Here is a 23,122-nt window from a genome sequence, read left to right on the forward strand (position 1 = left end):
GTGGATGAGTACACCGATGGGCGCGCCCGCATGCCCAGTTCAGTGTGCACAGTGCGGTGGCACGGTGCGTGTGCGGAAGAACAGTCTCCCGCACACCAGCGTGCAATGGACCACTGGTGCAGTCGCCTCCTGCCACGAGTTCGCACCACGTCTCGCCACTGGCACGCGCTGCGCGCTCATCCGGCATTGTGGTGCGTTGCGTGCCTCCATCGAAGCTGCGGTAGTGCGGGGAGACCTGGGGGTTGAGAGTCATGACTGACATTCGGAGGCTTCGAGTGATCGATGTCGTCACCGAAACGGCAGACGCATGTTCGCTGGTATTCGACGTATCAGCAGAGCAGGTGCCCTACCGCCCCGGGCAGTTCCTTACGATCGAACTGCCCGGCGGCGCACGTTCGTACTCACTCGCGAGTTCCCCTCACACCGAAGAGCAATTGAAGGTGACCATCAAACGTGTTGTGGGAGGGTACGGTTCGAACTGGTTGTGTGACCACATTCAGCCGGGTGACGAACTCCGCGTCCTCGCCCCTTCAGGTGTGTTCACCCCGCGGACCTTCGCGAACGATCTCTTACTGATGGCCGCCGGCAGCGGCATCACTCCGGTGATCTCCATTGCGAAATCAGCACTCGTGGCCGGGGAGGGGTCGGTGGTGTTGTTCTACGCCAACAGGGACGAACGGTCCGTCATCTTCGCCTGTGAACTCGCGGAACTCGCCAAGCGCTATCCAGACCGGTTTACGGTGCTGCACTGGCTCGAGTCGGTTCAGGGTCTGCCCACGAATGCTGCGCTACTCACCCTTCTCGCCCCGTACCGTCATCACGAAGTGTTCGTGTGCGGGCCGGCCGGATTCATGGACGCTGCGCGCGCGACGTGCGACAGCCTGGAAATGCCAAGATCACTCGTGCATTTCGAGAAGTTCGTGTCGCTGTCAGGTGACCCATTCGCGCAACCTGACCTCGGCATCGCCGTCGCTGATGACGACGATTCGGGAAGCCTGCACGCCGAAATCGATGGTGACGTGATTGAGGCTGCGTGGCCACGTACGGCACGCATGCTTGACATGCTCGTCGCTGCCGGAGCTGATGCCCCATTCTCCTGCCGGGAAGGGTCGTGCGGCGCGTGCGCGTGCCGGGTGATCGAAGGTGAAGTGGCACAGCCGGATACGGACGTCCTGGATCCAGGCGATCTCGAGCAAGGCTGGGTGCTCGCCTGCCAGGCAACGCGCGTCAGCGACAGCGTCAAGGTCAGTTACGAGGAATAGCCACATTTGAGTACAGAAGGGTGCCGAGATGCCCGAGCATGAACTGACCGGAAAAACATTGGGGCGCAGGACTGTTTCCTACAGCGAGCGTGACGTGATGCTCTACGCGCTCACTATCGGCGCGCAGGCTGACGAGCTCGATCTGATCTTCGAAAAGCAGCTTCAGGTGCTGCCCACATATGCGCTCACGCTCGGGTTGTGGGCGCCCGACCTGCTAGGTGAGCTAGGTGCGTATGACGTTTCGCGGGCCGTACATGGCAGCCAGGAGCTGGAAATCCACGCACCACTCCCGGTCGCGGGCGATCTTGAACTGGATGCCGCAGTCGCAGCGGTGTGGGATAAAGGCCGCGCGGCGGTGTTCGACGTCGACGTACGCAGTCAATGGTTCAGCGCAAGGTATTCCATCTTCGCCCCGGGGGCAGGCGGATTCGGTGGGCCGCGCGGGAGTGCGGCGGACCGGTGCGGCGCGAGAGTTGATGGGACGGCGACCACCGTCGCGGTTCCGACCTGGCCGGAGCAGGCCGCGCTGTATCGTTTGACCGGGGATAGACACTTGATTCATATATTGCCGGACGCCGCGAAGACCATCGGGCAGCCTCGGCCGGTTATGCACGGGCTGTGCACGCTGGCCACGAGTATTCTCGGTTTCTCCCGCTCGGTGGGGGCAAGCGCCGTGGACCTGACCAGGCTGGCCGCACGCTTCAGTGCCCCCGTCTTGCCCGGCCAGGTTCTGGAAGTAGCAGGACACTGTCAGGACGGACGTGCCTCGCGGTACGACCTGGCGGTGACAGCCGATGGCGTGCCGGTGATCTCCGATGCGTACGTAGAATTCGCCTCGTCTGCTAGCGGACGCGGGCCCCTTCCATGAAGACAGTCATGATGGCGTCGGTCGCATCTTCAATCCCCAGCTGGCGCAACGGGTCGAGAGTGAGGGCGCCGATAATCAACGACCCGAACAGCACGGATAGCTGGTGCGCGGGCAGATCGGTGCGGAGCACACCCTCCTGCTGGCCGCGGGCAGCGAGATCGCGCATAACGTCGCCGATCTTTTCTTCTTCCGGCCAGAGCTCTTTGCGGTGGGTGCTGACTGTCCACAGTTCGCGGCCCACGCTAAGCAATGCCCGGGTCGCCCGACTTAGCGCATCCGGAACCGGAACGGAGTCAATGCGGGCTTCATCGAGCGCTTCGAGTGACGTTTGCGCGGCGAAGCGACTGAGTTCGACGAGGAGTTCTTCACGACTGGAGAAGTACCGATACAGCGTCGCCCGGCCAAACCCGCCTTCGTCAGCGATATCAGCCATTCCGGCGCGCTCATGCTTGCGCAGTGCGGCGGCGGCCGCCTGAAGGATTGCGCGCCGAGTGCGCGTGGAGGGGTCGGGTTTCGTCATCACAAATCATATTAGACACAGGTGTATCAGTTCGAGAAAGGCATGAACATTGTTGCGATTCAAAGGAAAGACGGTTCTGCTGACAGGAGCAGCCACGGGGATCGGACGGGCGGCCGCGCTCCGCTTGACCTCCGAAGGCGCCGCCGTATACGCGGTCGACCGGAATGCTGAGGAACTGAAGGACACTGAAGCAGTTGTCGCCGAGGGCGGCGCTGGACAGATCATTACCCGGGTGGCCGACGTCTCCGACGAGACGTCAGTAATCGACGTGGTTGCCGATGCAGTCGGCGAACTAGGCGGAATCGATGTGCTAGCGAATGTCGCCGGGGTGCACAAGACCACCCCAATCGATGAGCTCTCAGTCCGCGACTTCCAAGGACTTATCGACGTCAACCTGATGGGTACGTTCCTGTTCTGCCGCGAAGCCATGCCGCATCTGCGGAAATCTCGTGGCGTCGTGATCAACATCGCGTCGACCTCCGCAACTCACGCGCATCCGTTCATGGCGGCGTACGCGGCAACTAAGGGCGCCGTACTGGCGTTTTCGCTCAGTCTCGCCGCGGAGGTGTCGGCCGATGGAGTGCGGGTTGTTGCGATCTCTCCAGGCGGAGTAGTCACCCCGCTGATGACCGGGGTGGCTTTCCCGGAGACTGTCGATTCGTCGTTCTACAGTCGGATCCAGCCACAGCTAGGATTCGGTGATCCGGCCGCGATCGCAGGCACGATCGCGTACGCAGCATCCGAGGATGGCGCGTTTCTCACCGGCGTTGAACTGCGGGTCGATGGCGGCTCGCACGTGTGAGAAGTACCGCGACTAGTGCAGACCGCGGCGCAGAGCCTCACCAATCGCTGCGGCAACGTCTCCGGCTGCTGCCCGTGCCACCGGATCGGGCAGCATGCTGACGAACCCGTGTGGCAAATTGTCGAAGCGCTGGGCCGTGACCTTCACTCCCGTCTTCTTCAGGACGGCGGCGAACGCCTCACCTTGATCGCGCAGCACGTCCATGCCGGCGGTTGCGATGTACGTGGGCGGCATCAGGGACAGTTCCTCGGCATTGAGGACGCTGAATCGGAGGTCCGCTCCGTTCTCCACGCCGCCTAAATACCAGTTCAATGCACGGTCGACGCCCGCGCGGGTGAGCGGCGTATCAAACAGATCCGATGATTCGTAGTTTGCGAGATCTGCGTCGAGGGCAGGATAGATCAGCGCTGCCAAAACCGGTCTGGGTGTGACGCTTTCGCTTGTCGCATCTTCGCGTGCTAGCTCGAGGGCAACTGCTGCGGCGAGGTTGCCACCCGCGCTGTCTCCTGCGATCGCGATTGCGTGTGGATCGATGCCCCAGTCATCCGCTTGCGCGACGGCGTAACGGTATCCGGCCAGACAATCGTCGAATGCGGCTGGAAATGGGTGATCGGGTGCGAGGCGGTAGTCGAACGCGAACACACGAACACCCGCTTTCGCGGCGAGGAAGCGTAACAGTGGGTCGTACCCACCTACGCTTCCCACATGCCATCCACCGCCATGCAGAAAGACGATGAGACCGTTGCCCCGGATGTCAACCGGCTCGTATAGCCGTGCATGAAGGGGAGTGCTCTCGCCTGCGAACTCGAGGTCGGTCGCACTCACCGCGAGTGCATCGGGTGCCACGTTCAGTCCCATGAGCAGATCGACCATAGCTCGGGAACGTTTGGTCGGCGCCCGCAACGCTGCGAGATGAGGTGCCGCCAACGCAGAGAGGACGTGTAGCCGTGCGGGCATGAGCTGACCGTCGACTGGTGTGCGGCCCCGCGCCAGCGGCGACCACCACGCGTCGGGCGTGGCTCCCATCACGCGTGATAGCCCACGTTTAGCCAGGTCGACCACAGCTCCCATTGCGCCCTCCTTGTCGAACGTCGCTACGCGCATTCGACATGCTTCCATACGGGACCGGGAAGCACTACCGTGCCGTGTAGCCCCCGTCGGCTACGAATTCGCTTCCGGTGCAGTAGGTTGACTCATCGCTGGCGAGGTAGGTGACGAGGCCGGCGATCTCCTCCGGTCGTCCCATGCGGGGAACGGGCAGGCCCTGCACCATCATTTCGATTCCTTCCTTGCCGATCGTCATCGGTGTTTCTATGACGCCGGGGTGCACAGAGTTCACCCGGATGCCGTCTGCTCCGAGCTCATGCGCGGCCGCTTTCGTCATGCCGCGCACCGCCCACTTCGAGGCGACGTACGCGATGATTTCGGGTGCTGCGACGATGCCCTCGATTGATGAGATGTTGATGATCGAGCCACCCTTGGCGCGTCGCATGGAGGGGAGTGCCGCACGCATACCGAGGAAGACACCTACCTGGTTGACGTCGATGACCTGCCGGTAGTCGGCTTCACTAAGTTCCTCGATCCGCGCACGCTGCACCATTCCGGCGTTATTGACGAGCACATTGATCGGGCCGAAGGCGTCCTCGGCGGAATCGACCAAATCACCCCAGGACTGTGCCGACGTGACATCGCATTTGGTGAACTTTGCCCGCGTCCCGAGCCTACTGGCGAGTGCGTCGCCCTCGTCGGTGAGGAGATCCGCGATAGTGACGGACGCCCCTTCGTCTATCAACATTCGTGTGATCGCGGCCCCGATACCCCGGGCGCCACCCGTCACCACAGCGTTCTTGCCTGTCAGCCGTCCCATCAGTGTGCTCCTGCCTGCGAGATGAAGTCGTGGCCCCGAAGCTACTGAGCAGGGTGGTTGGTGGAATAGCTCATAGTCCGGTGAGCGGGAGGATCGCGGGCCTAAATCCGCTCGATGATCGAACCGGTCGCCATTGCACCGCCGCAGCACATGGCAATCAAAGCGGTACTCGCGTCGCGGCGTTCCAATTCATGCAATGCCGTCGTGATGAGCCGTGCACCGGTGCTGCCCACAGGGTGCCCGAGAGCGATCGCACCGCCGTTGACATTCACCTTGGCCGGGTCGGGTTCGTGCACTTGCTGCCACGACATCACGACCGAAGCGAACGCTTCATTGACCTCGAAGAGATCGATGTCGTTGATCGACATTCCGCTTTTGTTGAGCACGCGCGCGGTCGCAGCGATCGGGCCATCAAGGTGGTAGTAGGGATCGTCGCCTACGAGCGCTTGCGCGACGATGCGTGCGCGCGGCGTCAGACCGAGTTCGCGGGCGCGGGATTCTTCCATGATGAGCACCGCAGCCGCGCCGTCGGAGATCTGAGACGAACTTCCGGCAGTGTGTACGCCGTTCTCGAGCACGGCTTTGAGTTTTGCGAGTCCTTCGAGGGTGCTATCTCGAGGACCCTGGTCGCGCGTGACGAGATGAGATTCACCGGTGGGCATTCCGTCACTCATGACTGGTGCCTTCACTGGCACGACCTCACGATCGAATCGCCCAGCTGCCCACGCCGCGAGCGCCTTGTGCTGGGACGCCACGGCGAACTCGTCCACCTCCTCTCGGGTCAGGCCTCGCCGTTCGGCGATGCGTTCGGCAGCGGCGAACTGGTTCGGCATGTCGATCGTCCACGAATCGGGGCGCGGAGTACCGATGCCTTCGCCACGGTTGGCGCCCAGTGGTACGCGGCTCATTGATTCGACGCCACAGGCGATACCAGCGTCGATGGCGCCGGAGGCGATGAGTCCGGCAATCAGGTGCGCCGCTTGCTGGGCCGAGCCACATTGCGCATCGATGGTGGTCGCACCGGTAGTTTGCGGAAGTCCGGCATGTAACCAGGCGGTGCGCGTGACGTTGCCGGCTTGCTCGCCTGCCTGGGTAACCGTGCCGCCGATAACCTGTTCAATCGTGTGCGGGTCTGCCTGGTTTCGCTCGAGTAGCGCCGTTTGCGCTGCGCCGAGGATTTCGGCGGGATGCAGGCCGGAAAGCCAGCCGTTTCGCTTACCTATCGGCGTCCGGGCCGCATCAATGATCACAGGGTGTCGCATAAAAGAGTCCTCCTACGTCGATGTTTCTGAATATAGAACACGTTCTTGCAAAAGGCTATGGCGCTTCGCTGCCAGGCAGAGTAGGGTGATGATCACTCAATTGTAGAACGTGTTACACCCAGTTACACCGCAGCCGGTGCAACCAGGAGGCAGATGTGGGCGAACCGCGCATTCCCGAAGGATTCGACTTCACCGACCCAGACATGTGGGCACAGCGTGTCCCGATCGAAGAGTTCGCTGAGCTGAGAAAGACCGCTCCGGTGTGGTGGAACCCCCAGCCGGCGGGCCTGAGCGGATACAACGATGGCGGCTATTGGGTAGTGACGAAACTCGCTGATGTCAAAGAGATTTCGAAGCGGCCGGAAACATACTCCTCCAGCGAGAACACGGCGATTATCCGCTTCAGCGGCGATATCGAACGCGAGCAGATCGATGCCCAGCGCGTCATTCTCATCAACATGGACCCGCCGGTGCATACCAAAGCCCGGCGGATTATCGCGAAGGGCTTTACTCCGCGCGCCGTAAGCGGCCTGCAGGACGCGCTCACCGAGCGAGCGGCGCGCATCGTTCACGAAGCCAAGAAGGAGGGGAGCGGGGACTTCGTTCAGCAGGTGGCGTGCGAGCTGCCGCTGCAGGCGATAGCCGAACTCCTTGGTGTACCCCAAGAGGATCGCCGCAAAATTTTCGACTGGTCCAACGAGATGATCGGGTACGACGACCCGGAGTACGACATCGATCCGCTGGCGGCATCCACCGAGCTCATGGGTTACGCCTGGAACATGGCGGAAGATCGTCGCAAGTGTCCGGTCGATGACATCGTGACCAAGCTCGTTACCGCGGATATCGATGGTGAATCGCTCGCGTCTGAGGAATTCGGATTCTTCGTAATTCTCCTCGCCGTCGCCGGCAATGAGACGACACGAAACGCCATCACCCACGGCATGAAGGCTTTCATCGACCACCCCGATCAATGGGAGCTTTTCAAGGAACAGCAGCCACGGACAGCCCCAGACGAGATAGTGCGGTGGGCGACGCCAGTGACGGCCTTCCAGCGGACAGCCACGGGGGACACCGAACTTGGCGGCCAGCTGATCAAGAAGGGCCAGCGGGTTGGGCTGTTCTACGCGTCCGCCAACTTCGATGAAGAGGCATTCGACGAGCCGCAGAAGTTCAACATCCTCCGGGACCCCAATCCGCATGTCGGTTTTGGCGGTACGGGGACGCACTACTGTATCGGTGCCAACCTCGCCCGTTTGGAGATCGACTTGATCTTCAAGGCCATCGCCGACGCGATGCCAAACATCCGGGAAGTTGCTCCACCGGTGCGGCTGCGCTCTGGCTGGCTCAATGGCATTAAGCACTACCCGGTGGCGTACGAGTAGTCGCCCTTGTCCCTTCCCAAATCTATCTGCCCGGGTCAACGGCAACTACCCAAAACAGCGAGTAATGATTGACCTGGACAGATAGATTCTCACCGTATGACGAGCCGTCGGGCGTACCTAATCGCTTCAGGTGTTGTCGGGAACAAACGGCGCAGACCGTCGCTGTCCGGTGCCACGCCGAGTGCCGCAAGTGGCTGCAGATGTTCTGCTTTCGTGCCCGATAGCAGAACGGTGATGTGCCGATGCTGAAGCTTTTCAATAACGTCCCTGAGCACCAGTACGCCTGTCGCATCAAGCGCGGTGACCCGTGAGAGGCGGAGGATCACGACCTTCACATCACTGACCTCCGCGAGTTCAAGCAAGAATCGGTGTGCGGCCGCGAAGAACACCGCACCGTCGATTCGGTAAGCGACAATATGCTCGCGCAGAAGGTCATGTTCCTCGACAGCGTGATCGCCAGTGTCAGCAAGGGGGACCTGCTCGAGTTTCGCGCTGCGAGCTACCGCGCGCAGCGCGAGTACGCCAGCGATACCCACGCCCACCGCGACGGCGGTGATCAAGTCGAACACCACGGTGACAGCAAAAGTCAGTGCGAGGACGAGTGCGTCGGCACGTGTCGCGCGAAAGATCGCGCGAACCGACGCTGTTTCGACCATTCGCACCGTAGTCGCGAGAAGTACCCCAGCTAGTGCAGCCAGTGGAATCTCTGCGACGAGTCCTGTTGCGAGGTAGGCGATGCCAGCAAGGATCACAGCGTGACTAAGCGCGGCCAAGCGCGTGCGGGCTCCGGAGCGCACATTCACTGCTGTGCGCGCGATGGCCCCGGTCGCAGGCACGCCGCCGAAGAGCGGCGCGGCGATGTTGCTGAGGCCCTGGCCCAGCAGTTCCCGGTCGGGGTTGTGGCGGGTACCCACCGCCATCGAGTCTGCCGCGGTTGCCGACAGAAGGGACTCCAACGCTGCGAGCGCGGCTACAGCGAGCGCGGGCGCAAGCAGCGCGGGAACGTCACTTAGCTGAAGGAAACTCAGTGACGGCGCAGGAAGGCCCTGCGGTAGTGCGCCAATCTTGGCGACATCGAGATCGAAGAGTCGCGCAGCGGCCGTTGCGACAGCCACAGTGGCTAGGGCAAACGGAAGCTTGGGAAAGTGCCGGCCACCCGCGAGGATGACGGCTGCGACGAGCAGTGCAATCGCTGGTTCTGTGAGCGATGGATGAGAGGCGAAGCGGAGCACCGCGTCAAATGCGCTTCGCCATACTTCTTCACCCTCGGCGTCGCTGATGCCGAGGGCGGTGGGAATTTGCTGCAACGCGATGACGACAGCGATTCCTGCCGTGAAGCCTTCTATCACAGGCGCAGGCATATACCGGACAGCTCGCCCGATCCCGGCGAACGCGAGCACCACGAGTATCAAACCCGCAAGCAGCCCCACGGTCAGTACCCCCGTGGCACCGTGCTGTGCCGCGATAGGAACTAACACCACAGTCATTGCGCCGGTCGGCCCGGTTACCTGGAATCGTGACCCGCCGAATATGGCTGCGATCGCGCCGGCAACGACCGCCGTCGCGAGCCCAGCTGCCGCGCCAAGCCCGGAGCTGATTCCGAAACCGAGCGCGAGGGGCAGCGCTACGAGTGCTACGACGAGCCCTGCGAGGAGGTCGCCACCCGGTGCGCGGACGGCTGGCCGCCAGTCGGTCCATGTCGGCAGTAACGAGCACGTGGTCTGAAAAACGCGAGGTCTTCTGCTGCCGGCGTTCGCCGGGGACTCTGGGGAGACGCCCTCGGCGCTGAGTTCGGACATGCGCTGCCTCGCTGTTTTATTACATAAATAAAATCTTACTTGCAAATATTAGCAAGTGAATAGGAAGGGTGAGGTGTGAAGTTTGCGACAGTCTGGTCAGTGGGCGGGCGGTTCAGCAAACTCGTCGAGCAGTTCAGCCTGCCCCGCTACAACGCTAGTGAGGATTTCACGCGAAACCTGGAGGAGTTCGGCGACGCGAGGTGATGTCAGTGTGTACAACACTGATAAACCTTCGCGTCTCGCCGTGACTAGCCCCGCACGCCGCAGGACTGCCAACTGCTGGGACAGGTTCGCCGGTTCAATGCCGATCTCGGCGACCATCTCGGAGACGGCATGTTCACGCTCGCTGAGCAACTCGAGCACCCGGATGCGCGCCGGATGTCCCAGCGTTTTGAAAAAGTCCGCCTTCATTTGATACAGCGGCTGGCGTGCGTCTGCGGGCATCGGCCCTCCTCTGTCCTCCACTGTGAATTGGCGGTACTGTGCTGCCACTATATGCGCTCGCAAATCCATCTGCGCATGTCAGTAGACCAAGGCCGGAGTCTGCGGTTATGCCTGAGGTGCACAGATGGATTGGGAAGCCGGGGTCAGAAAACCGATCGACTGTCCCGTCGCCGCTATGTCATGCTGTTGACCGCAAGCAATCAGTCTAGGGGGAGAGGCCAGCCGATGGACCTGACAGCGAACGCCGCGTATCTCGCACCGTCCGTTGTCGTCGAAAGGCTCCTATGTCTCACCCCTCCGCGCCCAACGCGGTCACCTGTATCGATCTCACCTTCGAGTGGCCTGACGGGTCACCCGCGCTTACCCGGCTGAACTGTGCTTTCCCACCAGGCCGTACCGGCCTGATCGGCCGCAATGGTGCGGGTAAGTCCACGCTGGTCCGTCTCGTCGCGGGGCAGTTGGCTCCAACGTCGGGGCGTGTCAACGCGAGCGGGGCTGTTGCGTTCCTGCCCCAGACGATCGCGCTGGAAGCTGGCCAGACGGTCAGTGATCTCCTTGGGATTGCAGTCAAGCGCGATGCGCTGCGGCGCATCGAGTCCGGTGTCGTCGACGAAGCTTTCTTCGCGGTGCTCGGTGACGACTGGGATATCGAAGAACGCGCCGTCGCAGCGCTGAGCAAATTCGGCATCAACCCGCAGGGCGCGCAGGGCGCGGCCGTGCTCGACCGTGCTGTGGGCACGTTATCCGGCGGCGAAACAGTGCTTACTGCGATAGCGGGTTTGATGCTGCGCAGAGCACCCGTCACAGTTCTGGATGAGCCCACGAACAACCTCGACCGGCGCGCCCGAACGCTGCTCTACGATGCGGTTGCGAACTGGCCGGGTGTGTTAATTGTCGCGTCGCATGACCGTGAACTCCTCGACCATATGGACCAGATCGCCGAACTGCGCAACAACGAGATTCGAGTGTGGGGCGGCAATTACTCCGAGTACATCGAGCAGCGTGATGCCGAACAGCAGGCAGCGGAACGCATGCGGCGCGTCGCAGAGGGAAAACTAGCTCAGGAAGAGCAGCAACTCGTTCAGGCGCGCATTAAGCTCGACCGGCGCGTCCGGTACGGGAAAAAGATGTACGCGAACAAACGTGAACCCAAGATAGTTATGGGTCAGCGCAAGCGCGCTGCGCAGGAGTCCGCGGGTAAGCACCGAATCATGCATGAGGGAAAGATCCAGGCCGCAAAGGAGAAGCTGAACGCAGCGGAGAGTGCCGTGCGTGACGATGATCTAGTCCGCATCTCGCTGCCTGCAACACATGTGCCCCAGGGGCAGGATGTGCTCACGCTGTTTTCTGGCGGTCGGCGCCTGTACGTACGCGGGCCGGAGCGAATCGCACTTGTAGGTGCCAACGGGTCGGGAAAAACGACACTGTTGGAGGCAATCGCTGGCGGGGCCGGATGTGGCCCAGTCGAATGGGTGATTCCGCAGATCGGCTACCTGCCCCAGCGGCTGGACATTCTCGACGACGCCAGTTCTGTCATGGACAACATCAGAGCAAGCGCGTCATCCGCCACCGAACAAGAGGTGCGGGCGAAGCTCGCCCGGTTCTTGATCACCGGTCACGGTGTCAGCCAGTCGGCCGGGACGCTGTCGGGAGGAGAGAGATTCCGGGTCGCACTTGCCCGGATTCTGCTTGCTGACGAAGCACCTAAGCTCTTGCTGCTCGACGAGCCGACTAACAACCTGGATCTCGACAGCGTGGAACAACTGACACGCGCGCTCTCCAACTATCAAGGTGCACTGCTGGTTGCGAGTCATGACGAAACGCTCCTGGGTGATATCGGAGTCACCCGCCGGTGGATTGTCAACCGGGGAACGATTGCGGAGGAATAGCACAATCAATCGGCGTTCGTCGATATAATCGGTTGGTGGCGATTGATACCTGTTCTGGCCCACAAGGCAAGTCTCTTGAGCCTGCCGCGGCGCTGTTCCGCAGCCTGTCAGAGACCACTCGGCTTGCGATTGTGCAACGCCTCGCAAACGGTGAAGCACGGATAGCGGACCTTGTCGCTGAACTCGGTCTCGCGCAGTCAACGGTGTCAGCTCATGTGGCGTGTTTGCGGGACTGCAAACTCGTCGAGGGCCGTCCAGTTGGCCGACAGGTCTTCTACAGTCTCGCGCAGCCGGAACTGATCAGCCTGCTCAAATCCGCGGAAACGCTGCTGTCTGCAACGGGAAGCGCAGTAGCGCTGTGTCCGAATTACGGCCTTGCTGCGAAGGCGGCGGACGGATGAGCGACATGTGCGGCTGCAGCCATGACGAACCGGCGCACAGTGCGGGGGCGGACTCAAAACCTCCGGTTATGGCACGTTAAGGAACTTCGCGCGGCCGCTGCGGCCGGAGTGCTCCTGCTCGTAGCGCTGATTGCCGAGTGGAGCGGTGCGCCGGACCCGATCACGCTGGTCTTCGCCGCTGCGGCATTGCTGATCGCCGGTGCGACGTTCGTGCCGCCGACCCTGCGCCGATTGATGAAAGGCAAAATCGGGGTCGGCACGCTGATGACGATCGCCGCTATTGGCGCGGTCCTCCTCGGTGAAGTGGAGGAAGCGGCGATGCTGGCCTTCCTCTTTTCGATCGCAGAGGGGCTGGAAGCGTACTCACTAACGCGGACCCGCCGCGGGCTGCGCGCGCTGCTGGCCGTAGTTCCGTCGCGAACCACCGTTCTGCGGGATGGTCGGGAAACCGACACGCCAGCAACTGAACTGCAGATCGGCGACCGAATGCTCGTGCGGCCAGGAGAGCGAATCGCCACCGATGGAATCATCCGCGACGGCCGCAGCAGCCTGAATCTTTCCGCGATCACAGGCGAATCGGTACCTGTGGAGGCGGGCCCGGGTGACGACGTGTTTGCGGGTGCGATCAATGGCGCTGGGGTTTTGACGATCGATGCAACCAGGACCGCCGAAGACAACTCATTAGCCCGCATAGTGCGCATTGTGGAGGCCGAGCAGAGCCGCAAAGGGGCAGCTCAGCGTCTTACTGATCGCATCGCGCAACCGCTGGTTCCCGGCATCATGGTGGTCTCCCTGCTGATCGCTGTGGCGGGTGGCGTGTTCGGTGATCCGCTCGTATGGATTGAACGCGCGCTCATTGTGCTTGTCGCTGCGTCGCCGTGCGCACTCGCTATCTCTGTTCCTGTCACGGTCGTTTCCGCAGTGGGCAGAGCGAGCAAAATGGGTGTCCTCATCAAGGGCGGTGCGGCCCTGGAGTCGCTGGGCAAAGTGCGTGCGATCGCCTTCGACAAGACCGGAACTCTCACGCGAAACGAACCATCTGTAGTCGGCGTCCGCACTCTCGGCGGTGTCGCGCGTAATCACGTTCTCGGTATTGCGGCAGAGCTTGAGACGCGCAGTGAGCATCCGCTTGCCAGCGCCATAGTGAATACCGTCAGCGACGTCACCCCCGCCACAGAAGTGAAGGCAGTCGCGGGTGCTGGTATCACCGGCAGGGTCGAAGGGCGGCTGGTGCGCCTGGGCCGCCCGGGCTGGCTGAACGCCGGTGCGTTGTCGGACGATGTCGAACGGATGCAAGCCGCGGGAGCAACCGTGGTGCTCGTGGAGGATGACGGTCAGATCCTCGGGCTGATCGCGATCCGCGACGAACTCCGCCCCGAGGCTGCCGCCGCCGTGCAACGCCTGCGCCGTGACGGTTACCGGGTTTCAATGCTCACCGGCGATAACGGTGCTACCGCGGAAGCTCTCGGCGCGGCGTCAGGAATCGTCACCGTGCACGCTGAGCTTCGCCCGGAAGACAAAGCTGGTCTCGTGAAGCGTCTCCGGCGCGATCCGGGGATCGCGATGGTGGGCGATGGTATCAATGACGCACCCGCACTTGCTGCAGCTGATGTCGGTATCGCGATGGGTGCCATGGGCAGTGATGTCGCGATCGAAACTGCTGACGTGGCGCTGATGGGTGAGGATCTGCGGCATCTTCCGCAGACCTTTGCTCACGCCCGCAGGGCCCGCCGCATCATGCTGCAAAATGTCGGGCTCTCACTCGGTTTGATCGCTGTGCTGATACCGCTATCTCTTACGGGAACGCTGGGACTCGCCGCAGTCGTGCTCATCCATGAACTCGCAGAGATCGCGGTGATCGTGAACGGTGTCCGGGCGGGCAGGCGGGGCGAGGCGCTATCAGACCCAGCTTCCGGCAGGGTCACCGATGCGCCGTCGCTTGCCAGCGCCTAACGTCGCGGGTGTTTGTATCGGATTCATGCTGCGCACTCGATACAAACGCTCGCGACGCTGAGGGCCAGTCACTCGGGCTTGTCGGCCCCCACCAGCCACATCGCAAAGTACTGAGACCCGCCGCCGTACGCGTGGCCGAGTGCCTTCCGTGCACCATCGATCTGGTAGTCGCCTGCGCGGCCCATCACCTGCTTCGCGGCTTCAGCGAAGCGCAGCATGCCGGAGGCGCCAATCGGATTCGAGCACAGCACCCCGCCGGAAGGGTTGACCGGGAGTTCGCCGTTGCGTTCAGTCACACCAGCTTCGGTGAGCTTCCAGCCCGGCGTATCACGGGCGAAACCCAGGTTCTCTAACCACATCGGCTCAAACCACGAGAAGGGGACGTAGATTTCCGCCGCATCGACTTCTCGCAGCGGGTCGTCAATACCGGCTGCCCGCCACAGCGCGGCGGCGGCGTCACGGCCCGCCTGCGGGTTCACCTGGTCGCGTCCCGCGAAGGTTGTTGGCTCGGTCCGCATGGCCATGGCGTGGACCCACGCGACACTTCCGCTCGCAGCAGCGGCGGCAGCTTCATCACCGATCACCATCGCGCAGGCTCCGTCGGAGGACGGGCAAGTTTCGTCGTAACGAATGGGGTCCCAGAGCATTTGGGACGCTTGCACCGACTCCATGGTGATATCGGGCTGACGGAGGTGCGCGTACGGGTTCAGCGCACCGTTTCGGCGATCCTTCACAGCGACCATCGCGCCGATGTGCTCGGGCGCGCCGGAGCGCTGGATATAGGCCCGAACGTGCGGTGCGAAATACCCGCCCGCACCAGCGCCGACCGGCATCGAAAACGGCGGTGCTATCGAAAGCCCCCACATGGCGTTAGATTCGGATTGCTTTTCGAACGCGACGGCAAGCACACGGCGGTGCACGCCAGCCATCACTTGGGTCGCAGCGACGATCGATGTCGAGCCGCCGACCGAACCAGCGGTATGCACTCGAAGCAGGGGTTTACCCACGGCTCCAAGTGAATCCGCCAGGAAGAGTTCCGGCATCATGACGCCCTCGAACAAGTCTGGCGCTTTGCCGATCACGACGGCGTCAATGTCTTTCCACTCGACTTGCGCATCGGCCAGCGCACGGTCGATTGCTTCACGGATCAGCCCGGGCATCGACACATCGGTGCGTTTGGTGCGGTGGTGGGTCTGTCCCGTACCGAGTACTGCGGCTCGGTGTGCGCTCATGACTGTGCCTCCATGACAGCGACGAGGTTTTGTTGCAGCAGCGGGCCGCTCGTAGCGTGCGCCAGGACGCGTGACGCGTCACCAGAGTGAATCCGGGCAGCTGCCTCACCGATGCGAATCAATCCACCCGCAAACATCGGGTTGCCGGCAAGTGGGCCACCTGAGGGGTTGATTCGCACAGTGTCGCTGAGCTGCAAAGCCTCCCGCAGGATGATTTCTTGGTGGGTGAATGGCGCGTGGAGTTCGGCTACCTCGATGTCACGTGCGCCGGCGGCCTGGCCTGCTGCGTGTGTGGAGGGCGAGGTGGTGAGATCGCGAGCACCGAGCACAGCACTGTCGACGCGATGATCGAAACCGCTGATGACGGCCGGCCGTGCGACGAGGTCGCGGGCACGTGCTTCGGTGGTAAGGATCAGCGCGGCCGCACCGTCTGAGATGGGTGCGACGTCGTAGGAGCGCAGTGGATCGGCGATCATTGGAGCGTCAGTGACCAGTTGACCAGATCGCTGGGCGTAGGGATTCGCTGTGGCATCGGAGAGACTGCGCGCCGCGATCGCCATCATGTCGTCTTCGGTCCAGCGTCCAGCTTCGAGGCCCAGGCGTGCCTGCATTGCTGCGAGGCTGATTGAATCGGGCCACAGTGGCGCGACGGTGTAAGGATCGAGCTGCAAGCTGAGTACTCGGCGCAGTTCCCCAGCCGACGATTTGCCGAAGCCGTACACCAGGGCGGTGTCGACCTCTCCGGTGAGGATTTTGATCCACGCTTCGTACACCGCCCATGCAGCGTCGCATTCCACGTGCGACTCGTTGATAGGCGGAAACGCGCCGAGCGCGTCGACCGCTGCGATGAAGGAAAAGGCCCGCCCCGCAAGATAATCAGACGACCCTGAACACCAGAAGTCGATGTCAGATTTCGTGAGGCCCGTCTGCCCGAAAAGATCCGAAAGAACCGGTACCAGCATTTCGACGCCGTTGGTGGTCCCTTCGGTTGAGCGGACGCTGGGTGACTGGGCGAAGCCCACGACGGCGACATTTCTCATAGGTGCCTCGCAAATGTTTCGATGGGGGCGTCGGGCTCGCCAGTTGGCGCAAAGTGGTCGATGTTGCTGAGCGAGGTTTGCCACTCTTCTTGCGGGCGCCACACTGCGCGCACACGCATTCCCATCCGGACGTCCGCGGAATCACAGCCACGCACGAGGTGGAGGAAAGCGATGTCAGCCCCGTCAAGCAGGATGTAGGCGACGACGTAGGGCGGTGTAATGCGCTGGCCGAGGAACGGGACATTGACGATGCAGAACGTCGTGACGATACCCGTGTCAGGCAACTCCACTTCGGTAGTGGTGGGGACGCCGTCAACCGGGCATGCGCCGCGCGGCGGAATGTAGACCTGGTCGCATTCGGGGCAGCGCTGCCCGATGAGCTTGCCGTCGGCGAGTGCGCGCAGGTAGCGGCTTTCCTCGGCAGAAACGGTGTGGTTGTAACTCAATTGGATCGGGGTGATCACGGTCGTCACAGTGCCGGCGTCATCGCGTATCGACTCGGGTGGCGCCTGTGGTTGCGGCGGCGCTGCGCTTTCGCTGTTAGCGGGCTCAAAATAGGCGATGTCCCGGATGTGGCCGGTTGGTGTTTCCGCCCAGTGAACTTGGACGCGCATGCCGGTTTGCATGTCGCTCGGTGCGGGCACGTTCACCGCGTGCAGGAACCCAGTGTCGGCCCCGTCGAGCTGGATCAGCGCCCACGCGAAGGGCTGCTGGATCGGCTGGCCATCAACGGGTTCCGGGCACCACGCCCACGTGAGCACCGTGCCTTCAGTCGCAACGTCAACGAACTCGGTGAGCGGTTCCGCTGTCACCGGATCGTATTCGACAGGCGGAACATGCACTCGCCCGTCACTGCCCCTGTTGCCAAGGATGTGTCGCTGGGAAAGGGCAGTCATGAATGTGGATAGCACGGGACCGAGCGAGCGGGTGTAGCCGAACTCGATCGTCAGTGGTGCGCTGAGTGGTGCTGTATCAGTCGTCACAGAGATAGTGGAACACGTTCCTGCCTAATAGGCAACAGTCTGTGCGCAAGTCCGAAGACAATTGGTGGAACAAGTTCTAAATTACCCGTGGGTCACGCGAACCTGGGTCCCGTCACGACTCCGCGGCGATCCGTGCCAAAGCCTCGCGGAAAACCCCGGGTTGCTCGAATAGCGGACGATGGCCGGAAGTGTCGAAGAGAACCATCTCTTTGTGGGGTGCATTCAAGAGATCGAACCACTCATGCGCTGGTTCGGTGCGGCCGCGTGCCTCGAACCGTCCCTGCATGAGGTACACCGGGATGTCGAGTGTTGGAGCGTCAGTGCGAAAGTCGACCTCTTGCAGTTGCGGGTAGATGATGCTGAACACATCGAGGACCGCACCGAGGATATGAAGCTGCTCGAGCAGCGTGTACTCACTGACGAAGATATTCTCCGAGAACTGCCCGGCGCCTTCGGAATTCGGGCTGTGATCGTAAGGATAAACATCTGAGGTCTCGTATGTTGTGGCGGTCTCGTAATCGCTGATCCGGTGGTAGGGCGGGTAGCCGATCGCGCTCAAGTGTTCCACCACCTCCTGGCGGCCGGCCGCGCGCGCCCAGGAGAGGGTGTCCTCGTAAATGATCTGATCGGTTTCCGCGGGGCTGACCATCTGTCCGACACCTATATACGCCGCGAAGAGGTCCGGCCGCTGCTGGGCGGCGCGAACGCCGACTAGCGACCCGTATGACTGGCCGACGAGATACGTTGGCGGTGCGCCGAAGCGCTCGTGCAGAAGCTCCGTTAGTTCGATGACGTCACGCACCGCACCATCGAATGTCAGGGTGGACGCAGGATCGAGCGCGCTGTAGGACTTGCCTGTCCCGCGCTGGTCCAGTGTGACCACGGTGAAATCCTCTTCGAGGGTGGCGAGGTGCCGGCGCATGGCGCCGAGTTCGGAACCGCCCGGCCCGCCCGCGATGTAGAGCAACAGCGGGTTGTCGGTGTCATGCCCGCGGGTCATGACTGCCAGGTCTTTTCCGTCTAAATGAACCGTAGTCAGCTCAGCGATGCTGCCGGATTTCAGAGCTCCATTCGCATCGATGATCGGATCGGTGCTCGCTGGCCGGGCAATCCCCACTGCGAGTGCGGCGAGCAGGATAGCAAGCACAACGGTCATCGTCCGGCGGAAGTACGCCCAGATGCGGCCCGCGAGTCCGCGGTACTGGGGAGTGGAGCCGCTCCGGCGCTTCGCGTACGCAGCGCCGAGCGCCACGCCGAGCATGAGAGGAGCTATCGCCAGAAGGCCGTGCACACCGCGTCCGGTCGCGAAGGCAATGAACCCGAATTGAGTGCTCACGCGAATCGCGTCGACCGTCGGTCCTGTCACTGGGAGGCGGGCGAGTTCCAGCGCAATAACAAAGGCGAGGGGCGCGAAGAGCAACGCCCACCTATTGCGGGCGGCACTCCCTGCGAGCAATCCCGTGACCAGCGCGAGCGCCATGGTCGCTAGGCCCTCGCCTGTGGTGATTGGCCCTCGCGGCGTGATCAATCCCGAGAGCACGCCGAAGAGGGCTGGAAGCGCGACGGCGATGACGACGCGCAGCGGGATTCTGGCGGTGCGCGCCGGGATCGCGCCGGGCGGCGGGGCAGCGAGGGCTGTTGTTGGCGGCACGGGCACTCCCTGGGCAACGGGCGGATGTTAACCGTCACAGCGTGCGCCGAGCTGCCATGGCTGCGCTATGGGAAAAGGTCCCCGAACGGTGAGCTTCAGGGCCTTCGTCACGCACTTCGCAGCCGCTAGCGACGCCTCCCCCGTGAAATCGGCGAAAACTGTCGCTAAAGGCTGCGAAGTGCCAGCGTCACTGCCCCCGAAACACCGGCTTGCGCTTCTCCGCGAACGCCCGGGGCCCTTCTTTGGCGTCCTCGCTCAGGAAGACCCTGATCCCGATCTTCGACTCGATCTTGAAAGCCTCTTCTTCGGGCATCGCCTCGGTGTCGCGCATGGTCTGCAGAATCGCGCCCACGGCGACCGGCCCGTTGGCGCAAATCTGCTCCGCAATCTCGAGGGCCTTGTCCAGCGCGGTGCCGTCGGGGACGACGTGGCCGATGAGGCCGATGTCTTTGGCTTCGGCGGCGGTGATGTGTCGTCCGGTGAGCAATAAATCCGCGGCGACGGTGTAGGGGATCTGGCGGGGGAGACGCACCGCGGATCCGCCCATGGGGAAGAGGCTCCACTTCACCTCAGAAATGCCGAACTTCGCGCTCTCTCCGGCAACGCGAATATCGGTTGCCTGGAGTATCTCGGTGCCGCCTGCGATGGCGGGTCCTTCCACCGCGGCGATTAATGGCTTCGTCAGCCTGCGGCCCTTCAGTAGCGCCGGGATCGAGGCGGGATCCCAGCCGCCGCCAGACATCGCTTTGCCGGGGTTGTTCTGACTCATGTTCTTCAGGTCGGCTCCTGCGCAGAACGCGCCACCGGCCCCGGTGAGGATGCAGCAACGGATTTCAGAATCTGCGTCCACAAGGTCCCACGCTTCGGTCATAATGGACAGCATCTCGCCGGTTAGCGCGTTGCGGGCGTGAGGCCGGTTGAGGGTGACGATCAATGCGCCGTTACGTCGCTCAATGAGCGCGTGCGGTTCGGTTTTGGTGTCGGTCCCCGGGCCTGGATTCACCATTTTCCAACCTCCTGTGCGATAACCATTGCTCAAAACAATAACATGTTCTAGTTTGGGGAAATGGCACTGAACATCGCTGATCTGTTGGAACACGCTGTCGATGCCGTGCCGGACCGCACGGCAATCATCTGTGGCGACCGTCAGGTGACCTTCGCGGAACTGGACGAGCGCGCCAACCGCCTGGCACACCACCTCGCTGCGGCAGGGGTGGGTGAAGGCGACCACGTTGGAATCTATTCACGCAACTCGATCGAAGCACTCGAATCGATGTTTGCGGTGTACAAGATTCGCGCCGTCGCTATCAACGTGAACTACCGATACGTGACGAGCGAACTGCGTTATCTCTTCGACAACGCTGACCTGACGGCACTCATACATGAGCGAAGTTTCAGTGACCTCGTTGCGGAAGTCCTCCCAGAGATTCCGTCAATCAGGCATGTTGTCGTTATTGACGACGGATCAGGCAAAGACTTTTCCGCCTACGGTGGCGTCGTCTACGAGGAAGCGCTCGCATCCGCATCGCCCCAACGAGACTTCGGCGAGCGAAGCTCCGATGACATCTATGTCGTCTACACCGGTGGCACCACGGGTTACCCGAAGGGCGTGATGTGGCGGCACGAAGACGTGTGGCGCGCGCTTGGTGGTGGCATCAACTTCATGACCGGCGAATATGTGCCGGATGAGTGGACGATGGCCAATGACGCAAAGAACAGCCCGGGCCTGGTGCGCCTCACCATGTCACCGCTCATCCATGGCGCCGCACAATGGGCGGCATTTGGTGCGCTGTTCACCGGCAGCCCGATAGTTCTCGTCTCTCGAGCCGACGCGCACGAAGTGTGGCAGGCAATCGAGAAGCACAGAGTCCAAGTCCTCACCATCGTCGGTGACGCCATGGCGCGCCCACTGCTCAGCGCCTACGCTGAGCGCAACTACGACGCGTCCTCGCTGCTCGCGGTCACCAGCCATGCCGCACTCTTCTCGCAGTCAGTGAAGCAGCAGTTCCTCGACACCTTCCCAAATCTGGTACTCACCGACGCGATCGGTTCCTCGGAAAGCGGTTTCACCGGCATTGGAATGGTCACCAAAGACGGCGACTACTCTCAGGGGCCCAAGGTCAACTTCACGAAACAAGCCGTGCTCATCGACGACGACGGAAACCTCGTCGAAAAGAAGCCCGGCAATGTGGGCCGCATGGCGCGCACCGCGCATGTCCCGCTCGGCTACTACAAGGACGAGAAGAAGACGAAAACCATCTTTGTGGAGATCGACGGTAAGCGGTACGTCATCCCCGGCGACTATGCCCGGTACGAGGAAGACGGGTCAGTCACGCTGCTCGGGCGAGGCTCGGGTTGTATCAACACCGGCGGTGAGAAGGTCTTCCCTGAAGAAGTTGAAGGTGCGCTGAAATCGCACCCTGACGTGTTCGACGTCCTGGTGATCGGCACGACGGACGAGCGCTTCGGCCAGCGGGTGAGCGCAGTGGTCCAGCCCCGAGACGGCGCCACGATCGATATCAGCGAGCTCGACGCGCACGTCCGTACGAAACTCGCTGCATACAAGGTGCCACGTAGTTACTGGGTGGTTCCGGAGGTGCACCGGCAGCCAAGCGGCAAACCAGACTACCCGTGGGCAAAGGCCCTCGTGGAGGAGAATGATGCATACGCAACTGTGTGATCTGTTCGGCATCGACTATCCGATTGTCGCGTTCACTCCGTCCGAACATGTCGCCGCGGCAGTGACCCGGGCAGGCGGCCTCGGGGTGCTTGGATGCGTTCGCTTCAACGACGCGAGCGACCTCGACAAAACGCTCGACTGGATGGACGCCAACACCGACGGCAAACCGTATGGTGTCGACGTTGTCATGCCGTCCAAGATTCCTGAAGAGGGATCGAAAACGGAACTCAGCAGCTATATCCCGGAGGAGCACCGCGAGTTCGTCGCGCGCACATTGAGCGAGCTCGGCGTGCCTGAATCGCAGGCCAACGACGATACTGGCGGTGTTCTCGGCTGGCTGCACTCGGTCGCGCGCTCGCACGTCGACGTGGCTTTGAACCACCGCGTGTCACTGATCGCAAATGCACTTGGTTCGCCGCCGAGTGACGTGATTGAGCAGGCACACGCACGAGATGTGAAAGTTGCGGCACTCGCGGGTAAAGCGGTGCATGCCCGAAGCCACGTCGACAACGGCGTCGACATCGTCGTCGCACAGGGCTACGAGGCCGGCGGACACACTGGAGAGATTGCGTCGATGGTGCTTCTGCCTGAGGTCGTGGACACAGTGGGAGCGGACGTTCCCGTCCTCGCCGCGGGCGGCATTGGATCCGGCCGGCAGGTCGCGGCCGCGCTGGCGCTCGGGGCATGCGGCGTGTGGATGGGCTCGTACTGGCTGACCACCACCGAGTACCTGGAGTCGATGAACAACTCGTCGACGATGCAAGAGGCGCTCGTTGCCGCGACCTCGTCCGACACAGTCCGCTCACGCATCTACTCAGGAAAACCAGCGCGGCTGCTCAAATCACGGTGGACCGACGCCTGGCAACAACCCGGTGCACCAAAGCCGCTTCCGATGCCCCTGCAGAACCTCCTCGTTGCGGAGGCGCACCAGCGCATCGCGGCCTCACACGACCCGTCGGTCGTCGCGATGCCGGTTGGCCAAATCGTCGGCCGGATGAATGCTGTGCGGCCAGTCGCCGACTTGATGTCAGAACTCGTGTCCGAGTACGGGGACGCGGTCGACCGACTTCAGAAAACCAGGTGAGGG

20 protein-coding genes and 1 pseudogene are annotated in these 23,122 nt (G+C 62.3%); 10 read left to right on the plus strand and 11 right to left on the minus strand.

Annotation, left to right across the window (positions count from 1 at the left end; genetic code table 11):
- The first annotated feature begins 4 nt into the window (after positions 1–4).
- The 3 genes from ONR57_RS20545 to ONR57_RS20555 are packed head-to-tail and all read left to right on the plus strand — an operon-like array spanning position 5 to position 2,130.
- Positions 5–259: a hypothetical protein gene (locus ONR57_RS20545; protein ID WP_265125574.1), complete on the plus strand. Its 255-nt coding sequence runs from the start codon at positions 5–7 to the stop codon at positions 257–259.
- Entirely contained in the window at positions 252–1,262 is a 1,011-nt protein-coding gene (locus tag ONR57_RS20550) for a ferredoxin--NADP reductase (protein WP_265125575.1), read from the plus strand. The genes ONR57_RS20545 and ONR57_RS20550 overlap by 8 nt, the downstream gene beginning before the upstream one ends.
- Before the next feature lie 28 nt (positions 1,263–1,290).
- Entirely contained in the window at positions 1,291–2,130 is an 840-nt protein-coding gene (locus ONR57_RS20555) for a MaoC/PaaZ C-terminal domain-containing protein (protein ID WP_265125576.1), read from the plus strand.
- On the opposite strand, the gene ONR57_RS20560 is transcribed toward ONR57_RS20555, so the two are convergent.
- Positions 2,105–2,650 (minus strand): TetR/AcrR family transcriptional regulator, encoded by a 546-nt coding sequence (locus tag ONR57_RS20560; protein WP_265125577.1) that lies wholly within the window; start codon positions 2,648–2,650, stop codon positions 2,105–2,107. The genes ONR57_RS20555 and ONR57_RS20560 overlap by 26 nt on opposite strands.
- Positions 2,651–2,699: 49 nt before the next feature.
- On the opposite strand from ONR57_RS20560, the gene ONR57_RS20565 reads away from it, so the two are divergent.
- Positions 2,700–3,452 carry an SDR family NAD(P)-dependent oxidoreductase gene (locus tag ONR57_RS20565; protein WP_265125578.1) on the plus strand — a complete coding sequence of 251 codons (753 nt, stop codon included), beginning with the start codon at positions 2,700–2,702 and terminating at the stop codon, positions 3,450–3,452.
- 12 nt (positions 3,453–3,464) lie between these two features.
- Here the strand turns inward: ONR57_RS20565 and ONR57_RS20570 are convergent, their stop codons facing one another.
- The 3 genes from ONR57_RS20570 to ONR57_RS20580 form a co-directional block, all read right to left on the minus strand.
- Positions 3,465–4,523 carry an alpha/beta hydrolase gene (locus tag ONR57_RS20570; RefSeq protein ID WP_265125579.1) on the minus strand — a complete coding sequence of 353 codons (1,059 nt, stop codon included), beginning with the start codon at positions 4,521–4,523 and terminating at the stop codon, positions 3,465–3,467.
- A 64-nt stretch (positions 4,524–4,587) separates the two neighbouring features.
- Positions 4,588–5,319, minus strand: a complete 732-nt coding sequence (locus tag ONR57_RS20575; RefSeq protein WP_265125580.1) for an SDR family NAD(P)-dependent oxidoreductase — start codon at positions 5,317–5,319, stop codon at positions 4,588–4,590.
- Between the two features lie 101 nt (positions 5,320–5,420).
- The gene (locus tag ONR57_RS20580) at positions 5,421–6,581 is read right to left on the minus strand and encodes a steroid 3-ketoacyl-CoA thiolase (RefSeq protein WP_265125581.1); all 1,161 of its coding nucleotides are present in this window, start codon (positions 6,579–6,581) and stop codon (positions 5,421–5,423) included.
- A gap of 155 nt (positions 6,582–6,736) precedes the next feature.
- Between ONR57_RS20580 and ONR57_RS20585 the strand changes: the two genes are divergently transcribed.
- Positions 6,737–7,963 (plus strand): cytochrome P450, encoded by a 1,227-nt coding sequence (locus ONR57_RS20585; RefSeq protein WP_265125582.1) that lies wholly within the window; start codon positions 6,737–6,739, stop codon positions 7,961–7,963.
- Positions 7,964–8,052: 89 nt separating this feature from the next.
- Here ONR57_RS20585 and ONR57_RS20590 read toward each other — a convergent pair whose 3' ends face one another.
- Positions 8,053–9,762 carry a SulP family inorganic anion transporter gene (locus tag ONR57_RS20590; protein WP_265125583.1) on the minus strand — a complete coding sequence of 570 codons (1,710 nt, stop codon included), beginning with the start codon at positions 9,760–9,762 and terminating at the stop codon, positions 8,053–8,055.
- Positions 9,763–9,858: 96 nt separating this feature from the next.
- Complete coding sequence (locus ONR57_RS20595; protein WP_265125584.1) at positions 9,859–10,206, minus strand: helix-turn-helix transcriptional regulator; 348 nt, start codon at positions 10,204–10,206, stop codon at positions 9,859–9,861.
- A 284-nt stretch (positions 10,207–10,490) separates the two neighbouring features.
- Between ONR57_RS20595 and ONR57_RS20600 the strand changes: the two genes are divergently transcribed.
- The 3 genes and pseudogenes from ONR57_RS20600 to ONR57_RS20610 all read left to right on the plus strand — a co-directional run bounded on the left by ONR57_RS20600 (position 10,491) and on the right by ONR57_RS20610 (position 14,449).
- Entirely contained in the window at positions 10,491–12,095 is a 1,605-nt protein-coding gene (locus tag ONR57_RS20600) for an ABC-F family ATP-binding cassette domain-containing protein (RefSeq protein WP_265125585.1), read from the plus strand.
- A 35-nt stretch (positions 12,096–12,130) separates the two neighbouring features.
- Positions 12,131–12,496: a helix-turn-helix transcriptional regulator gene (locus ONR57_RS20605; protein ID WP_265125586.1), complete on the plus strand. Its 366-nt coding sequence runs from the start codon at positions 12,131–12,133 to the stop codon at positions 12,494–12,496.
- Positions 12,493–14,449 (plus strand): annotated as a pseudogene (locus ONR57_RS20610) (heavy metal translocating P-type ATPase). Before ONR57_RS20605 ends, ONR57_RS20610 begins: the two are co-directional and overlap by 4 nt.
- Before the next feature lie 68 nt (positions 14,450–14,517).
- Here ONR57_RS20610 and ONR57_RS20615 read toward each other — a convergent pair.
- The 5 genes from ONR57_RS20615 to ONR57_RS20635 form a co-directional block, all read right to left on the minus strand.
- Positions 14,518–15,681, minus strand: a complete 1,164-nt coding sequence (locus ONR57_RS20615) for a thiolase domain-containing protein (protein WP_265125587.1) — start codon at positions 15,679–15,681, stop codon at positions 14,518–14,520.
- A complete protein-coding gene (locus ONR57_RS20620; protein ID WP_265125588.1) occupies positions 15,678–16,721 on the minus strand; it encodes a thiolase domain-containing protein in 1,044 nt (347 codons plus the stop codon). The genes ONR57_RS20615 and ONR57_RS20620 overlap by 4 nt, the downstream gene beginning before the upstream one ends.
- A complete protein-coding gene (locus ONR57_RS20625; protein ID WP_265125589.1) occupies positions 16,718–17,704 on the minus strand; it encodes a Zn-ribbon domain-containing OB-fold protein in 987 nt (328 codons plus the stop codon). The genes ONR57_RS20620 and ONR57_RS20625 overlap by 4 nt, the downstream gene beginning before the upstream one ends.
- A 112-nt stretch (positions 17,705–17,816) precedes the next feature.
- Complete coding sequence (locus tag ONR57_RS23430; RefSeq protein WP_265125590.1) at positions 17,817–19,355, minus strand: alpha/beta fold hydrolase; 1,539 nt, start codon at positions 19,353–19,355, stop codon at positions 17,817–17,819.
- Positions 19,356–19,542: 187 nt separating this feature from the next.
- Positions 19,543–20,361: a crotonase/enoyl-CoA hydratase family protein gene (locus ONR57_RS20635; protein WP_265125591.1), complete on the minus strand. Its 819-nt coding sequence runs from the start codon at positions 20,359–20,361 to the stop codon at positions 19,543–19,545.
- Positions 20,362–20,421: 60 nt separating this feature from the next.
- Between ONR57_RS20635 and ONR57_RS20640 the strand changes: the two genes are divergently transcribed.
- Together ONR57_RS20640 and ONR57_RS20645 are read left to right on the plus strand one after the other, a co-directional pair.
- Positions 20,422–22,035: an acyl-CoA synthetase gene (locus ONR57_RS20640; protein ID WP_265125592.1), complete on the plus strand. Its 1,614-nt coding sequence runs from the start codon at positions 20,422–20,424 to the stop codon at positions 22,033–22,035.
- Positions 22,016–23,119: a nitronate monooxygenase family protein gene (locus ONR57_RS20645; protein ID WP_265125677.1), complete on the plus strand. Its 1,104-nt coding sequence runs from the start codon at positions 22,016–22,018 to the stop codon at positions 23,117–23,119. The genes ONR57_RS20640 and ONR57_RS20645 overlap by 20 nt, the downstream gene beginning before the upstream one ends.
- Positions 23,120–23,122 lie beyond the last annotated feature (3 nt).

Origin of the sequence: Hoyosella sp. YIM 151337, from assembly GCF_026041215.1 — a bacterium.
GTDB lineage: Bacteria > Actinomycetota > Actinomycetes > Mycobacteriales > Mycobacteriaceae > Hoyosella.

Bases quoted from the DNA above. Each gene is read 5' to 3' on its own strand.
- ONR57_RS20640 (WP_265125592.1), top strand. From the start codon at position 20,422: ATGGCACTGAACATCGCTGATCTGTTGGAACACGCTGTCGATGCCGTG.
- ONR57_RS20560 (WP_265125577.1), bottom strand. From the start codon at position 2,650: ATGACGAAACCCGACCCCTCCACGCGCACTCGGCGCGCAATCCTTCAG.
- ONR57_RS20555 (WP_265125576.1), top strand. From the start codon at position 1,291: ATGCCCGAGCATGAACTGACCGGAAAAACATTGGGGCGCAGGACTGTT.
- ONR57_RS20580 (WP_265125581.1), bottom strand. From the start codon at position 6,581: ATGCGACACCCTGTGATCATTGATGCGGCCCGGACGCCGATAGGTAAG.
- ONR57_RS20550 (WP_265125575.1), top strand. From the start codon at position 252: ATGACTGACATTCGGAGGCTTCGAGTGATCGATGTCGTCACCGAAACG.
- ONR57_RS20635 (WP_265125591.1), bottom strand. From the start codon at position 20,361: ATGGTGAATCCAGGCCCGGGGACCGACACCAAAACCGAACCGCACGCG.
- ONR57_RS20600 (WP_265125585.1), top strand. From the start codon at position 10,491: ATGTCTCACCCCTCCGCGCCCAACGCGGTCACCTGTATCGATCTCACC.
- ONR57_RS20645 (WP_265125677.1), top strand. From the start codon at position 22,016: ATGCATACGCAACTGTGTGATCTGTTCGGCATCGACTATCCGATTGTC.
- ONR57_RS20575 (WP_265125580.1), bottom strand. From the start codon at position 5,319: ATGGGACGGCTGACAGGCAAGAACGCTGTGGTGACGGGTGGCGCCCGG.
- ONR57_RS20620 (WP_265125588.1), bottom strand. From the start codon at position 16,721: ATGAGAAATGTCGCCGTCGTGGGCTTCGCCCAGTCACCCAGCGTCCGC.
- ONR57_RS20545 (WP_265125574.1), top strand. From the start codon at position 5: ATGAGTACACCGATGGGCGCGCCCGCATGCCCAGTTCAGTGTGCACAG.
- ONR57_RS20615 (WP_265125587.1), bottom strand. From the start codon at position 15,681: ATGAGCGCACACCGAGCCGCAGTACTCGGTACGGGACAGACCCACCAC.
- ONR57_RS20590 (WP_265125583.1), bottom strand. From the start codon at position 9,762: ATGTCCGAACTCAGCGCCGAGGGCGTCTCCCCAGAGTCCCCGGCGAAC.
- ONR57_RS20595 (WP_265125584.1), bottom strand. From the start codon at position 10,206: ATGCCCGCAGACGCACGCCAGCCGCTGTATCAAATGAAGGCGGACTTT.
- ONR57_RS20570 (WP_265125579.1), bottom strand. From the start codon at position 4,523: ATGGGAGCTGTGGTCGACCTGGCTAAACGTGGGCTATCACGCGTGATG.